At 33.8% G+C, this 13,265-nt stretch carries 16 protein-coding genes; 5 read left to right on the top strand and 11 right to left on the bottom strand.

All coding sequences use genetic code 11. The features are described from left to right. Nucleotides 1-3 precede the first annotated feature (3 nt). The 3 genes from H7F21_RS09405 to H7F21_RS09415 form a co-directional block, all read right to left on the bottom strand. Entirely contained in the window at nucleotides 4-1,488 is a 1,485-nt protein-coding gene (locus tag H7F21_RS09405; protein WP_185789010.1) for a hypothetical protein, read from the bottom strand. 110 nt (nucleotides 1,489-1,598) lie between these two features. Then, nucleotides 1,599-2,504 carry a 1,4-dihydroxy-2-naphthoate octaprenyltransferase gene (menA, locus tag H7F21_RS09410; protein ID WP_185789011.1) on the bottom strand — a complete coding sequence of 302 codons (906 nt, stop codon included), beginning with the start codon at nucleotides 2,502-2,504 and terminating at the stop codon, nucleotides 1,599-1,601. A gap of 15 nt (nucleotides 2,505-2,519) precedes the next feature. Next, a complete protein-coding gene (locus H7F21_RS09415; protein WP_185789012.1) occupies nucleotides 2,520-3,359 on the bottom strand; it encodes a 1,4-dihydroxy-2-naphthoyl-CoA synthase in 840 nt (279 codons plus the stop codon). A 236-nt stretch (nucleotides 3,360-3,595) separates the two neighbouring features. Here H7F21_RS09415 and H7F21_RS09420 point away from each other — a divergent pair, with 236 nt between their 5' ends. After that, nucleotides 3,596-4,024 carry a hypothetical protein gene (locus H7F21_RS09420; RefSeq protein ID WP_185789013.1) on the top strand — a complete coding sequence of 143 codons (429 nt, stop codon included), beginning with the start codon at nucleotides 3,596-3,598 and terminating at the stop codon, nucleotides 4,022-4,024. A 73-nt stretch (nucleotides 4,025-4,097) separates the two neighbouring features. Beyond that, nucleotides 4,098-4,514 carry a hypothetical protein gene (locus tag H7F21_RS09425; RefSeq protein ID WP_185789014.1) on the top strand — a complete coding sequence of 139 codons (417 nt, stop codon included), beginning with the start codon at nucleotides 4,098-4,100 and terminating at the stop codon, nucleotides 4,512-4,514. A gap of 43 nt (nucleotides 4,515-4,557) precedes the next feature. Here the strand turns inward: H7F21_RS09425 and H7F21_RS09430 are convergent, their stop codons facing one another. From H7F21_RS09430 to H7F21_RS09450, 5 genes are all read right to left on the bottom strand, one after another. After that, nucleotides 4,558-5,394, bottom strand: a complete 837-nt coding sequence (locus tag H7F21_RS09430; RefSeq protein WP_185789015.1) for a CvfB family protein — start codon at nucleotides 5,392-5,394, stop codon at nucleotides 4,558-4,560. Nucleotides 5,395-5,500: 106 nt separating this feature from the next. Next, on the bottom strand, nucleotides 5,501-5,839 hold the full coding sequence (locus tag H7F21_RS09435) for a DUF2853 family protein (RefSeq protein ID WP_185789016.1): 339 nt from the start codon (nucleotides 5,837-5,839) through the stop codon (nucleotides 5,501-5,503). A gap of 94 nt (nucleotides 5,840-5,933) precedes the next feature. After that, on the bottom strand, nucleotides 5,934-7,694 hold the full coding sequence (gene menD / locus H7F21_RS09440) for a 2-succinyl-5-enolpyruvyl-6-hydroxy-3-cyclohexene-1-carboxylic-acid synthase (RefSeq protein ID WP_185789017.1): 1,761 nt from the start codon (nucleotides 7,692-7,694) through the stop codon (nucleotides 5,934-5,936). A gap of 30 nt (nucleotides 7,695-7,724) precedes the next feature. Then, nucleotides 7,725-8,840 (bottom strand): chorismate-binding protein, encoded by a 1,116-nt coding sequence (locus H7F21_RS09445; RefSeq protein WP_185789018.1) that lies wholly within the window; start codon nucleotides 8,838-8,840, stop codon nucleotides 7,725-7,727. 3 nt (nucleotides 8,841-8,843) lie between these two features. Beyond that, a complete protein-coding gene (locus H7F21_RS09450; protein ID WP_185789019.1) occupies nucleotides 8,844-9,269 on the bottom strand; it encodes a PaaI family thioesterase in 426 nt (141 codons plus the stop codon). Nucleotides 9,270-9,324: 55 nt separating this feature from the next. Between H7F21_RS09450 and H7F21_RS09455 the strand changes: the two genes are divergently transcribed. From H7F21_RS09455 to H7F21_RS09465, 3 genes are all read left to right on the top strand, one after another. After that, a complete protein-coding gene (locus tag H7F21_RS09455; protein WP_185789020.1) occupies nucleotides 9,325-9,963 on the top strand; it encodes an alpha/beta hydrolase in 639 nt (212 codons plus the stop codon). A gap of 49 nt (nucleotides 9,964-10,012) precedes the next feature. Continuing rightward, nucleotides 10,013-10,312 (top strand): GIY-YIG nuclease family protein, encoded by a 300-nt coding sequence (locus tag H7F21_RS09460; protein ID WP_185789021.1) that lies wholly within the window; start codon nucleotides 10,013-10,015, stop codon nucleotides 10,310-10,312. Between the two features lie 136 nt (nucleotides 10,313-10,448). Then, the gene (locus H7F21_RS09465; protein ID WP_185789226.1) at nucleotides 10,449-11,024 is read left to right on the top strand and encodes a GNAT family N-acetyltransferase; all 576 of its coding nucleotides are present in this window, start codon (nucleotides 10,449-10,451) and stop codon (nucleotides 11,022-11,024) included. Between the two features lie 132 nt (nucleotides 11,025-11,156). On the opposite strand, the gene H7F21_RS09470 is transcribed toward H7F21_RS09465, so the two are convergent. The 3 genes from H7F21_RS09470 to H7F21_RS09480 all read right to left on the bottom strand — a co-directional run bounded on the left by H7F21_RS09470 (nucleotide 11,157) and on the right by H7F21_RS09480 (nucleotide 13,261). Further along, a complete protein-coding gene (locus tag H7F21_RS09470) occupies nucleotides 11,157-11,480 on the bottom strand; it encodes a YtxH domain-containing protein (protein ID WP_185789022.1) in 324 nt (107 codons plus the stop codon). Between the two features lie 101 nt (nucleotides 11,481-11,581). After that, nucleotides 11,582-12,190 (bottom strand): hypothetical protein, encoded by a 609-nt coding sequence (locus H7F21_RS09475; protein WP_185789023.1) that lies wholly within the window; start codon nucleotides 12,188-12,190, stop codon nucleotides 11,582-11,584. A 66-nt stretch (nucleotides 12,191-12,256) separates the two neighbouring features. Then, complete coding sequence (locus H7F21_RS09480) at nucleotides 12,257-13,261, bottom strand: DUF4097 family beta strand repeat-containing protein (RefSeq protein WP_185789024.1); 1,005 nt, start codon at nucleotides 13,259-13,261, stop codon at nucleotides 12,257-12,259. Between the last annotated feature and the right edge of the window lie 4 nt (nucleotides 13,262-13,265).

Here is a 13,265-nt window from a genome sequence, read left to right on the forward strand (position 1 = left end):
TTATTATTGTAAAATCATAAATTGTCTTTTCTTGCGCCCTGAACTCATCATGATAAACGTTCCGTCTTGATAGGTCCCGTAATAAGGTAAGTAATAGGTTTTCCCTTTGTTATCTTGAATCTTGCTATAGGAAACATCACCATTATTGTTATAAACGATATCATAAAGTGAAGATGACTCAAACCAACCCTTAGACACCTTAGTTCTTCCATCTTTCTTCTCGAGAAGATTTTTACCAGAGTTGAGCAATACATGTAATTCATCATCCTTAATGAAAGCATTATAAGATGGCGTATTTGATCTTTTAAAAATACTTCTTCCCCAATCTAAATTACCAGAAGTTCCAAACTTCAGTATTAGTATATCATCATAATGATATGTTGTTTGCCAATAGCCACCATTCATACCATTGTTAACATAAACCTGAGTTGTGTAAAACTCTTCTGCCAATAAATAGGTATTACCTTTAGAATCTTCAAGGATATAGTCAATATAAAAATTAGTCAGTTCTTTTCCTTTCTTCTTTGAACCTCTGTTATCGCCAAACAAATCCTCATAAACGTCTAAGGGTAATTCGTAATTTTTCTTGTCTAATACAGAAAAAACTTCTGAATCGATAACGAAATTACAGCCGCCTTTAATTTTACCCGTTCTTTTCTCTGAATAGAAACCAATCAAGTGTAATTTGTCATCAACAATAGTAATACTTAGATTCTGTATATGCTGTTCTGCTAGGCTTATCGATATCTCAGCATTATTCTCTTCGGTTATTTTATTTAAGATGAAATCGTAATTAGCTTCTCCCTTTTTCTTTTCTTTCTTTCCTTCTTTATATAATTTACCCAATACAAATACTTCACCATCATCATTGACTGAAATATCATTATGCTTAAAATATTTCTCTTCATGCTTTTGATAACTCTTAACATATAACAACTCTAAAGTATTTGCATTGAATAGCCTAATAGCATAATCATTAACATCCTTATATATGTTGTCCGTGGCCATAGCTAAATACTTTCCATTTGGTGAAATATCCAAACTTGTCTGCCTTTCATTTCTACTTGAAAACAAATAGCGCTTTTTCGCTACTGTCACCTCGAAGAGCTTTTTCTTGCTATGTGTTCCATTCTTTATATTAAAAATATGGCAATACACTATGCGTTCTTTTACCTTAGGAGAAAATACCGTGAACACTTTCATTTCATCACCAAAGACTACTTCACCTACATAATCTTCTTTTTTACTACTTTCTACTATTAAGCTGTGCTTCTTATTTAAATCTTTATCAAAAACATCAAACATTAGGTCTCGCTTGCTCTCTCGTACTATACCTGTCAAACCAGTTTCAGTGGTATAGATAGATAAAATATCTTGTGCCTTTTCCTTGTCCTTATACTCTGCACTTTCGCTAATATTCAGGGACGTTTGTTGAGCAAAATTTAATGAAAACGATACAAATAGAATAAGTGTAAATAGATTTCTCATAGAATTGGTTTAGAGATTTTGTTTCGAGTATGAAAATAAAAAACTTAATTGTTTATTGTGCTCGATACATCAAATATTTATTGAGTAATGTAGCAATAACGGATTTGTTTTCAATATAACACATAGCCAACGCCTAACAACAATGCAAACAAGAATGTAGATAATGCCAAAACTTTTAATTGACTATCAAAATCATCAGGCGATTTTGCAGCTTTTATCTTCTTAAGATGCATTAAAAGCGGGACAAAAGCTAGTAGATACAAAAAATTATACAGCTCGACGTAATACAAAATCGAGAATATAATCGTAATAAGCATGGCTCCTATAATGAGGAAAAAATGATATTGCTTCGCTCGATCAATACCTAGTTTAACTGCTATTGTGATTTTCCCTGCGTTCGCATCTGCATTTAAATCTCTCATGTTATTGAGATTTAAAACACCCACACTTAATAAACCTAATGCAATTGCTGGTAATACGACAACATGATCTATGGTGTGCATATAGAGTAGATAACTTCCTATAGTACTAATAAGACCAAAGAAAATAAATACAAAAACATCACCTAAAGCCCTATATCCGTATGGAGAATCACCCATTGTATAATTTAGTGCTGCGTAAACGGATATGCCTCCTAAGAATAGAAACAATAACAGAAAAAGAAAGTTAGTTGGACCAAAAGCAGCCCATATCAATGATAAAGTTAATATGATGACCACAATAATGTTGAACTTAATAGCATCCAACATTTCATCAGGTGTAATTTCACCACTCTGAACAGCACGCTGTGGACCTACACGTTCGTCATTATCTGCACCATTAATGCTATCTCCATAGTCATTAGCTAGATTTGATAAAATCTGCAAACTTATTGTTGTTAGAATAGCCAATACTAAAACCCACCAACTAAAATGACCATTGTAATAGGCAAAACATGTACCCAATATGATTCCCGATACAGATAAAGGTAATGTCCTAAGACGCATAGCAGATAGCCATGGTTTAATTTTTCTCATGCAAGACGAATTAAATTATGGTATCCATTTTTTTGGAAAGTTAGGCTTTCTTTTCTCCAAGAATGCATCACGTCCTTCTTTGGCTTCATCTGTCATATAAGCGAGTCTTGTAGCTTCACCTGCGAATACCTGTTGTCCAACCATTCCATCGTCAGTTAGGTTCATTGCAAATTTCAACATTTTTATAGATGTTGGTGACTTCGCTAATATTTCCTGAGCCCATGCATAGGCAGTTTCCTCCAATTCATCATGTGGAATAACAGCATTTACCATTCCCATTTCAAATGCTTCTTGCGCCGAATAATTTCTTCCGAGGAAAAAGATTTCTCGTGCTTTTTTCTGGCCTACCATTTTAGCGAGGTAGGCAGAACCATAGCCACCATCAAAACTAGTGACATCGGCATCAGTTTGCTTAAAAATAGCGTGTTCTTTACTCGCCAAGGTTAAATCACACACTACATGTAAACTATGTCCTCCACCAACTGCCCAGCCTGGTACAACTGCAATAACAGCTTTAGGCATAAAGCGAATAAGCCGTTGTACTTCCAATATATTTAAACGATGATAACCATCATCACCTACATAACCTTGATGACCTCTTGCCTTTTGGTCGCCACCAGAACAGAAACTCCAAACACCGTCTTTAGTTGATGGGCCTTCCGCACTTAAAAGGACCGCACCAATATTTACGTCTTCATTAGCATCATAAAATGCGTCATAAAGCTCTGAAGTGGTCTTTGGTTGAAAGGCATTTCGTACGTTTGGTCGATTAAATGCAATTCTAGCGACACCATTGCACTTATGATATGTTATATCTTCATACGATTTGGCAATTTTCCAATCTATATGACTCATATTTATCAATATTTTGACAGCAAAAATACGGAATTAATAATAATGATATATATCATTCGTTTAGCTTGATTTTATTATGCAAGCATAATATATTTGCAAGCTTTAAAAATCACAACTAATTGTTATTCAAGTTTTTGAAAGAAATTGGAATGTGACCAAAACAAAAAACATGTGTCTTATTATAGCTGTAGTTATAATAACTTAAAGCTTAGCTATAAATTAAATATTCTTAAAAAATGAGCATCGATAATACAGAACTGGCGTCACAGATTATTAAACAAACGAAATCGGATGTGGGTGTTGTACACTTTTTTAACCACATAGCTGTAATGGAATTTGAAGAGGGTAAGCATATCGACCTCACTTCTTCAAGACCCATTCTTAATAGTATCATTGATTATTTTGGTGATACGAAACCTTTTGGGCTAATCGCGAATAGGGTGAATTCATATTCTGTTTCAGTCCTAGAGATTAAAGACTTTAGACAAGAATTACCAAATTTATCGGCTTACGGTATTATATGCTATAATCAAGCAGGTAAAATGAATGCTAAAATTGAAAGTAGTATTTGCGAATGGAGTGATATTTGTTTTGATAATCTTTACGATGGACTTGACACTGTGTATAATCGTGTTAAAAAAAGATTACAGATTTCTTCAAATTAATTGCAACATTAAGGGCTAAAATCTATAAATTCGCGCTTAAATTTCCACTTTCAAAGCCCTAACTTACTCTTAAATGAAAATTAAACAAAGTCAGATTCTTCATCGGGAATACAAACTTCTCGAAACTGACCTAGGTGACATTTACTTATTTAACGACTTTGTTATTACAGAATTCAAACAAGGTGTTGATATTTCGTTTGATAATTTTTATTCTATAGGTGTAGAGATAGGCAAGCATTTTTGGAAAAAGCCATTTGGTTTTATTGCCAATCGTCCTTACTCCTACTCTATAAATCTTAAAGACGCTGAAATATTAAACATGGCTTTTCCTAACTTAAAAGCCTATGCTATAGTGGTTTATTCCGATTTCTCTGAAAAAATATTTGAAGTTGAAAACGTTTTTTTTAAATTTAATCGTAGAGCATTTAAATCACTAGACAAAAGCATAAGTTGGGTAGAAGAGACATTAAAAAAAGACTTGAATAACTAGAATGATTTAACAACTATTGTTAACCCAAATTGAACCTAATTATTTAAAGTCCTTTAAGATAAATTCCATCTGGTTTAATCTCAATTTGACGCTCTTTATATAACGATCCTATCGCTTTCTTAAAGCTCTTTTTACTCATTTGTAATTGTTCCTTAATAGCTTCTGGACTAGACTTATCGTGTAAAGGAATAAAGCCACTATTATCTTGTAGTTCATTTAAAATCAACTCAGCATTTGGCTCAATATTTCTATAGCCTATTTGGCTAAGAGAAATATCTAGTTTATTATCGTGGCGTACTTTTTTAACTATGCCATTTAATCGATCACCAACACTAATATCTTTATAAATGTCATCCTTAAACACTAAACCTAAGTGCACCTTATTTACAATGACATTCATCCCTAATTCAGATGGGTGCGAAACAATTAAATCGACTTCATCAAATTGAGAAACTGTTAACTCTTTATTATCTAAAAAACGATTAGTTTTACTTGAAGCCACTAAACGTTCCGTTTCTTCATCTAAATAGCAATGGACCAAATACCACCCACCTGCTTTCATCTTAAAGGCTTGTTCTTTAAATGGACAAAACAATTCCTTTACCAATCCCCAATCTAAAAACGCACCAAAATTAGTAACTTGATTACAGCGTAATAAAGAAAAGTCACCTTTCTTAATATAGGGCTTGTCCGTTGTAGCTACGGGTCTTTCTTCATTATCTAAATAGACAAATACTTCGATTTTATCACCTATTTCAAAAGATTCTGGTACATAGCGATTTGGGAGTAATACTTCTCCTTCTTCTCCATCTCCTAGAAATAATCCGGGCTCAGTATCTCTTAGTATCTCAAGTGTATTGTATTCACCTAAATGTATCATGCTGCAAAGGTATCGATAATAGTGACATACTGAAACGAATTTATTACAAAGAAAAAGCGTTATAAATAAATTATAACGCCTTAAGATACTCTAATATTTATATCTACTAGTAAACTGAAGCTTTGTTAAAATGAGTACATAACAAATAATATACTACAGCTCTGTACTTTGATCTGTTAGAACGACCATAAGTCTCCATTACAGAATCAATGGCCTTATCTAAGTCGGCACTATCCTTTAATCCTAATTTTTTAATCAAGTAATTATTTTTTACCGTAGCCAACTCACTTTCATCAGAACCAGAAACTGTTGCCGAATCAGCATTGTATATTGAAGGGCCTAAGCCAACAGTCACTTTAGTTAATAAATCCATATCTGGATTAACACCACATTTGTCTTTTAAATCTGCCGCATATTTTGCGATCAAGTCGTCTCTTTTACTCATTTTATAATTTGTTTTAAGTTAAATAAATTGTTCCTCTAAAGGTAAGTATTTTTTAGACACGGTAAAAATGCACAAGTCACATCTTAACTAGAATTTACCTTATAAAATCAAAATAGTTTAAGAGTATTTCATCGTTTAGCGCAGATGGTGTAAATATTTCTAGGAGTTTTGGCTGTCTTGAAATCTCATAGAAATCTTCTAAATTGGAATTCAAGGTGTTTTCATCAGTAGCTACAGCATATTCAAAACCATACATAGCACATAACTGTTCTGCGGTAAGCTGATGCTTGGTTTCGAAATAAGTGTCAAAGTTATCAGTATTTTTATGACCTGGTAAAATTCTAAAAATTCCACCACCTTTGTTATTTATAACTATAATCCTAAAATTCTTAGGAATGTAATTATTCCAAAGCGCATTACTGTCGTAAAAAAAACTGAGATCTCCTGTAATAAACGTCGTTTGCTTATTATTGGCAACTGAAGCTCCAATAGCTGTACTTGTACTTCCATCAATACCACTTGTACCCCTATTACAAAATACTTGAATATCCTTTCTTAATTGAAACAACTGTGTATATCTTATCGCAGAACTATTGCCAACCTGTAGTTGACTTTGTCTGGGTATACTTTTTACCAATGTATTGAACATTTTAAAATCTGAGAAAGGAATAGTCTTTAAATACTCCTCGTGAGACTTTCGACGCTTTTGTCTTACTGCCAACCATGACGCTTTGTAATCACTTTTTGTATGGTGTGTTATCAAAGGTAAAAAGGTTTTAAAAAATGTGTTTGGCGTTAATTTAATATGCTTATCCAAACAGAAAAACGTATCGTTTGCTCTAAACATGTCTACATGCCAGTGATGCTCAGGCTTATATTTTCTTAAAAAGTTTTTGATTTTTTTAGACACCACTAAGCCACCAAATGTTAATAGAATATCAGGTTGAAGTGCTTTAAAACCATCCTCACCTAATGGTGCAATAATTTTGTCGATACCTGGAAAGAAGTCGGGATGGTGAATATTTGACGTTGTTTCAGTAAATACCAAGACGCTATCGTCATCCGCCAATTCTTGCAACCATTTTTCTTCAATTGAATTTGGTTGAAGCACACCTACCAAGATCATCTTACGTTTGGCATGATGCCATACATCCATTAAACTTTTAATTTCAAAATCGTCTATTTTCTCCTCCCTACTGCTAATTTTGAAAGGTTTTGGATTAATACTAAGTTCCTCAACGGTGTCATACAAAGGCTCTTCAAACGGAATATTGATATGAACAGGACCTGACTTTAGTCTTGCTATAGTTAGGGCGTCATGTATTTCGGATTCATTATAGGTCTGAATATCTTTTTGAAGTCCTAAAAAACGTTCTAGCTTATTTTCGATACTCTTAAAAATTGCCAACTCCACATCTTGGCTGGTATTTTCTTTTTTAATCAAATCCAATTTCAGGTTTGTACTGTAAAATACGTGCTCGCCATAAACATTCTTTTGTTTTATAGTTTGCCCATCACCAACGTCCACCAAGTGTTTGGGTCTATCTGCTGAAAGTACCACTAAAGGAATATGACTATAATAAGCTTCCGAAATTGCAGGATAGTAATTCAATAATGCGCTACCAGACGTACAAACTACAGCAACTGGCTGTTGTGTTTGCTGGGCAATACCCAAGGCGAAAAACGCCGCACAACGTTCATCGACAATACTATAACTCTTAAAAAAATCATCATGTGTAAAGCCTATGGTCAAAGGTGCATTCCTACTTCCTGGTGATATTACAATGTGTTGAATATTATGCGTTTTGCATAAGGTAACGACCGTTTGGGATAAAGGAATTTTAGAGTATTTCATCAAAAAGCAAAAATAAGAAATCTCTTTCTCTTAACTTAAAACGTTAACGATAGTTTTGGTTTTATTTACAGTCTCTTCCCATTCATTCTCTGCTATGGAATCCTTGGTAATTCCACCACCAACATATATTAAAACTTTGTTATCCTTAATTTGTGCGCAACGTAGGTTAACATAGAAGTTAGATTCTGTTTTTAGAACAGTGTAGGCATTGTTTTCGACATTGCGTCTATTGGTGTTTCTAGGTTTGGAAGATTTAAGATTAAGCTCACCCAAGAATCCAGTATAATATCCTCGATTATAATTTTCATTATTTAGAATAAAATCCTTTGCTTCCTGTTTTGGAAAGCCACAAACCGCAGGTGTCGGGTGCAACGCCTCTATAATAGATTTTAGACTACAATCGTCTTTAATAAGACTAATAATATAGGTCTTAAGATGTAATAAATTGCCAGCCCTAACCGTATCCACCCCAGAAATATCTATTTGACTGGTATAAGGTTCTATCTGCTTGGCAATATAATCTGTTACGATTTGTTGCTCTTCATATTCTTTATGAGTCCAGGATACTTCGTTAGTTTCAGAATAAGGTTGGGTTCCTGCCAATGATATCGTGGTTAATCGCTTCCCTTCTACTTTAAATAATAACTCTGGAGTAGCACCAAGCCACAAACCTACTTTTGGATGATACCAACAGTAAACCATGGCATTCTTATACGTGTTAAAGAGCCTTTTAAAAATGTCAAGCGGATTTATGGTATCCATGGGTTTTGTGACTTGTCTTGACAATACTACTTTATCTAACTCACCAGATTTTATAAAGTTTATACCTTTAGACACTATGGACAGATGCTCTTCCTTGCCAGAATCGTCTATGAATATCTTTTGCTTTTCTTCATCCAAATGAAGATGTGATGTTTCAAGTGTGAATTGCTTACACTTGTCTTGTGGTAAAAGTACGCTGTCATTCTCTAAATCGAATGGTGCAAATACAAAACCGCTTTCTGAAAATTCTGTTGTTTTGTAAAGTGTATCATCAGTCTGTAACCAACATTTAATAATAGAATTAATCGGCCTGCTGTACACCACGAAGGGTAATTGATTGCTATACTGATTTTCTAAAGCTTCAAAGAACGTATCTACGGCCATCAATTATTTCTTTTTTGGCAATGAAATGGTTGATAAACGACAAATAGACACCAAATTGTCTGCTTCATCCGTAATTCTTATGTCCAATAATTGTGTAGTGCGTCCTTTGTGCAAAAACGTTGCTTTAGCATAGACAAACCCCTCTTTTACGCTTTTTAAATGATTGGCGGTAATCTCCAAACCCCTAACAAAATAGTTGTCGATATCCGTAAAAATATGCGATGCAAAACTTCCAACGCTTTCTGCTAAGGCTGCCGTAGCTCCACCATGTAAAACGCCGTCTGGTTGATGCACTTTTGGCGTTACTGGCATTCTTGCCACTAAAAAATCTTCTCCATAATCTACCATTTCTATATCTAAGGTTTCCATTAATGTGTTTTTGCTCACGGCATTCACATGAGCTAGGAATTCTTCTTTGGATTGTTGCATAGAAAATCAGTAGTTTTATTGTCTAATTGCAAAAGTACTGAAACTACCAAGAATAATGAATTCAGAAGAAAGAGAAATCACCTATGTATCCAATAACTCCTACTCTACCTTAAATACGCTCTCGGCACGTACGAAAACCGTATGGGTTGTCTGTCATGGCATGGGATATTTAAGTCGTTATTTCCTGAAATATTTTAAAGGTTTACATCCTGAAGAAAATTACATCATCGCACCACAGGCACCAAGCAAGTATTATATTCAGCCTAAGATGCATGTTGGTGCCAATTGGCTCACACGCGATGAAACGGCAGCAGGAATGCAGAACAATCTCAATTATTTTGATGCCATTTTTGAAGCCGAGAATATTCCAAATAATGTTAACTTAATCGTGCTAGGTTATTCACAAGGTGTTAGTGTTGCTATGCGTTATATGAGTAAAAGACAGTTGCAATGTTCCCAATTGGTCTTACATTCTGGAGGCATTCCTAAAGAGTTGACAGCTAAAGACTTTGAATATTTAAATGACGACACAAAAGTGAAACTCATTTATGGCACTGAAGATGAATATTTGAATGAAGAACGAATAAAAACAGAGTCTGAACGTGCTAAGGAATTGTTTGGTAATAGAGTAACCATACTTCCATTTGAAGGAGAGCATGTGGTTAATGTGGATTATATTAATAATTTGGTATGAAACGTCATTGCGAGCGCAGCGTGGCAATCTCGTAAAACGTGAAAAAAATATGAAAAAATCGCACGTTTATTTCATGAGTAATAAAAACAATACAACAATTTATGTGGGTGCAACATCAGATCTCGTAAAGAGAGTCTACCAGCATAAAGCTAAGGCTTATAAAGGGTTTACCACAAAATACAATTGCGATAAATTGGTATATTTTGAAGAATACAATTCAATTGATCAAGCAATTGTAAGAGAGAAACAAATAAAAAAAGGGAATAGAAAACGTAAAGAAGATTTAATCAATATAGATAATCCCGAATGGAATGATTTATCTGACGGTTGGCTTTTTTACTTTGACTAAAATATAAATTGATCTGTCATTACGAGGAACGTAGTGACGTGGTAATCTCATCAAGTGAACAACTATTTTTAGACAGATTGCCACAGCTGACAAAAAAGTCAGCTTCGCAATGACGGAAAAAGGAAAGAAAAGTAATATGAAAGCACCAACCTTAGAAAACAGCAGAGTAAAGTTAAGTCTTTTAGATTTAACCAATTACCAGCATTTAGAAAGCATAGCACAAGAAAAAGACCTGATCTTCTATTCGCCTTCTGATATTTCTACACCAGAAAAATTAAGAGCTTATGTAGAAGTTGCTGTGGATGGCTATTATCATAAGACCATCATACCATTTATTATTTACGATAAAGAAAAAGCTGCTTATGCAGGTTCTACACGTTTTGGACTTATCAATTGGAAAAACAAAGTCCTACATATTGGTTGGACATGGATAGGACATAGCTTTCAGGGCACAAAGCTCAATACCAACATGAAGTTTCTCATGCTTCAATACGCTTTTGAAACTTTAGAATTTGAAAAGGTTGAATTTAGAATAGACGAACGCAATGCGAAATCAAGACGTGCTGTTGAAAAATTGGGTGCAGTACTAGAAGGCGTCTTGCGTAATGACACGCTAATGAAAGATGGTTATAGACGAAGCACTTGTTGCTATGGGATTTTAAAGAATGAGTGGCCGGATATTAAAACTAAGCTAATGTCTATATTGAATTAAAAAAAGTAAACGTCCGTTCGAATGGATTTTACGATTTAAATGAGTAAAATTTGTATCGAGAACTAGTGGTCTAGAAATTCTTGTTCTCGATACAATTCTTCATTCTTCAGAATCACTCGAACTGACGAATTTTTAACTTGTTTGTTGCAATGTTTTATTCTTCTCCTTAAGAATTGCCAATTGCTTTTCTAAAAATGTAATAGCTTTCTCGGTTTGGTAGCTTGTTTTAGACGCAATATCTTTAATCTCTTCCTTCAGCTTTTCCTTACCAGATTTAGCTGCTTTAGACATATCGTCTTTAACTTCTTTAAAATCATCAACAATTTGATCTTTAACGTCTTTACCTTCTTTTTTAAGTTTATCTCTAGTAATACTGCCTTTTTCTGGTGCTAATAATACACCTGCAGCTGCTCCTATCAATGCTCCTAAAACCAAGGCGCCTTTATACTGAATCATAATTTTTCTTTTTAATGTTAAACGTATTTACTTATATGTAGTAAAACTTAGTGATTTGTTACAAACAAATTCAGTGCCAATAATTTACATCGATATAAATTTCAATTACCATATAATTTACGTCGTCTATAACCTACAACTAAACCTACAAGACCTATTACAAACAGTAATAAGAAACTGAAAATAATATATTCATTAGCAATGAAAAGCTTTGTACAGGAGGTAACCACTAAAAAAATAACACCTAAGTACATCCAAATACTATTATGCTCTAGGCGCTTAACGGTAGAATTGGTAGGTACTTTATTAATCAACACCTTTAACGAATCCCAATCCCAATAAATTAAAAATAATGTCGATAATAGCATTAATGCGGTAATGATTGGTGTTCCTCTAAAATCATAGGAAATTGTAATCACAAAAACATTAGCAATTATTGGTAGAAAAAGAACAGCACCTAATTTGGCATAGCGCTGTGTTATGAGCATTGCGCCTGTAATAAACTGTGCTAATCCAATAAAACGCCAATAGATACCCGATTCATATAGGGTTTCAAAAAAGTGCCAAGCAGAATTTATCGGATTTGCTGCACCACTTTCTGCTGTAAAACGTAAACCTTGAATTTTTACTAGGCTTGCAAAAATAAATGCAAAGCCAATTAAGTACCGCAGATAGATGACGAATATTTGCATCCAAGTCTTGTCTTTCATAAGAACAGTTTTTTGATGACTTATTCTTATGACGAGACAAGACTGGTTTTGTTACTCTATTAAAAATTACTCTTGCTTCCTAAGATAGACACTTCCAGAACCAGAATCAATTTTAAGCTTTGTTTGTCCTGAATTCAATTTAAGTTTCATGGTTTTTACGCCATTTATAATGTCATCCTTTAAGATAATGAAATCGACATTACTAAGTATACGATCGCCTTTAGCGTCTACATTGATATTAGCTTCTTCGGGTAAGGTCACATCGATATAACCATCGTTACTGACCAAAGAATATAAATTTGTAGGTACTATATTATCAAAAGCTACTTTGATGTTACCACCAATAGTATTTACAATGGTAGGGCCTTTAACATCGGTAAGCTGAATCGATTTGTAAGATGTTGAAATTTCAACTTCTCCGTCAAAGTCCAATAGTTCTAGAGGTTTTGAATTTGAAGACACAAAAAACGTATTCGATTTCTTTTTAGAGCAATCATCTACATTCCAAGACAATTTAATAGAATTAGGTATTAATATTTCATACTTATTATTGGGATGAAACAAACTAATTGGGCCAGTAATATTTTTTCTTTTAGACTTTTTATTACCATCGCCTTTAAATACCACTTTATAGCCATCAGCCTTATTGTTGTTTGATTGATTATGGTTATAGTCCCTAATGGTTAATTCCCCTGGCTTCTCTATAATATCCAAGTACAAATTATCTGCAGGATTGGTAGATTTATCTCCTAAGGGCTTCAATCCCTTTTCTAACTCTTGGTCTTTCTTATTAATATATCCTACGAGTTTAATGGCTTTGCGATAAGTAGAGTCTAGCGATTTTAACTTGGCCGTGTTTTTATCGCTAAAGTTATAGTTATAGTAAAAATCCCCCTTATTATTAAGGCTCTTAATAATCACCTCATCGCCATCATAACCTTTAATGGTCATGTGCGAATTAGAACATATCTTGAGTGTTCCGTTATTGAATTTAATTCGTTTTTCTTGGTCTTGTGCGTGCCCAACTCCTGTGATTAAAAGTAGTGTTATTATGGCTATTATATGTTTCATTTCT

Source organism: Winogradskyella flava, from assembly GCF_014243395.1.
GTDB classification, from domain to species: Bacteria; Bacteroidota; Bacteroidia; order Flavobacteriales; family Flavobacteriaceae; genus Winogradskyella; species Winogradskyella flava.

Bases quoted from the DNA above. Each gene is read 5' to 3' on its own strand.
- H7F21_RS09405 (WP_185789010.1), bottom strand. From the start codon at position 1,488: ATGAGAAATCTATTTACACTTATTCTATTTGTATCGTTTTCATTAAAT.
- menA (WP_185789011.1), bottom strand. From the start codon at position 2,504: ATGAGAAAAATTAAACCATGGCTATCTGCTATGCGTCTTAGGACATTA.
- H7F21_RS09415 (WP_185789012.1), bottom strand. From the start codon at position 3,359: ATGAGTCATATAGATTGGAAAATTGCCAAATCGTATGAAGATATAACA.
- H7F21_RS09420 (WP_185789013.1), top strand. From the start codon at position 3,596: ATGAGCATCGATAATACAGAACTGGCGTCACAGATTATTAAACAAACG.
- H7F21_RS09425 (WP_185789014.1), top strand. From the start codon at position 4,098: ATGAAAATTAAACAAAGTCAGATTCTTCATCGGGAATACAAACTTCTC.
- H7F21_RS09430 (WP_185789015.1), bottom strand. From the start codon at position 5,394: ATGATACATTTAGGTGAATACAATACACTTGAGATACTAAGAGATACT.
- H7F21_RS09435 (WP_185789016.1), bottom strand. From the start codon at position 5,839: ATGAGTAAAAGAGACGACTTGATCGCAAAATATGCGGCAGATTTAAAA.
- menD (WP_185789017.1), bottom strand. From the start codon at position 7,694: ATGAAATACTCTAAAATTCCTTTATCCCAAACGGTCGTTACCTTATGC.
- H7F21_RS09445 (WP_185789018.1), bottom strand. From the start codon at position 8,840: ATGGCCGTAGATACGTTCTTTGAAGCTTTAGAAAATCAGTATAGCAAT.
- H7F21_RS09450 (WP_185789019.1), bottom strand. From the start codon at position 9,269: ATGCAACAATCCAAAGAAGAATTCCTAGCTCATGTGAATGCCGTGAGC.
- H7F21_RS09455 (WP_185789020.1), top strand. From the start codon at position 9,325: ATGAATTCAGAAGAAAGAGAAATCACCTATGTATCCAATAACTCCTAC.
- H7F21_RS09460 (WP_185789021.1), top strand. From the start codon at position 10,013: ATGAAAAAATCGCACGTTTATTTCATGAGTAATAAAAACAATACAACA.
- H7F21_RS09465 (WP_185789226.1), top strand. From the start codon at position 10,449: ATGAAAGCACCAACCTTAGAAAACAGCAGAGTAAAGTTAAGTCTTTTA.
- H7F21_RS09470 (WP_185789022.1), bottom strand. From the start codon at position 11,480: ATGATTCAGTATAAAGGCGCCTTGGTTTTAGGAGCATTGATAGGAGCA.
- H7F21_RS09475 (WP_185789023.1), bottom strand. From the start codon at position 12,190: ATGAAAGACAAGACTTGGATGCAAATATTCGTCATCTATCTGCGGTAC.
- H7F21_RS09480 (WP_185789024.1), bottom strand. From the start codon at position 13,261: ATGAAACATATAATAGCCATAATAACACTACTTTTAATCACAGGAGTT.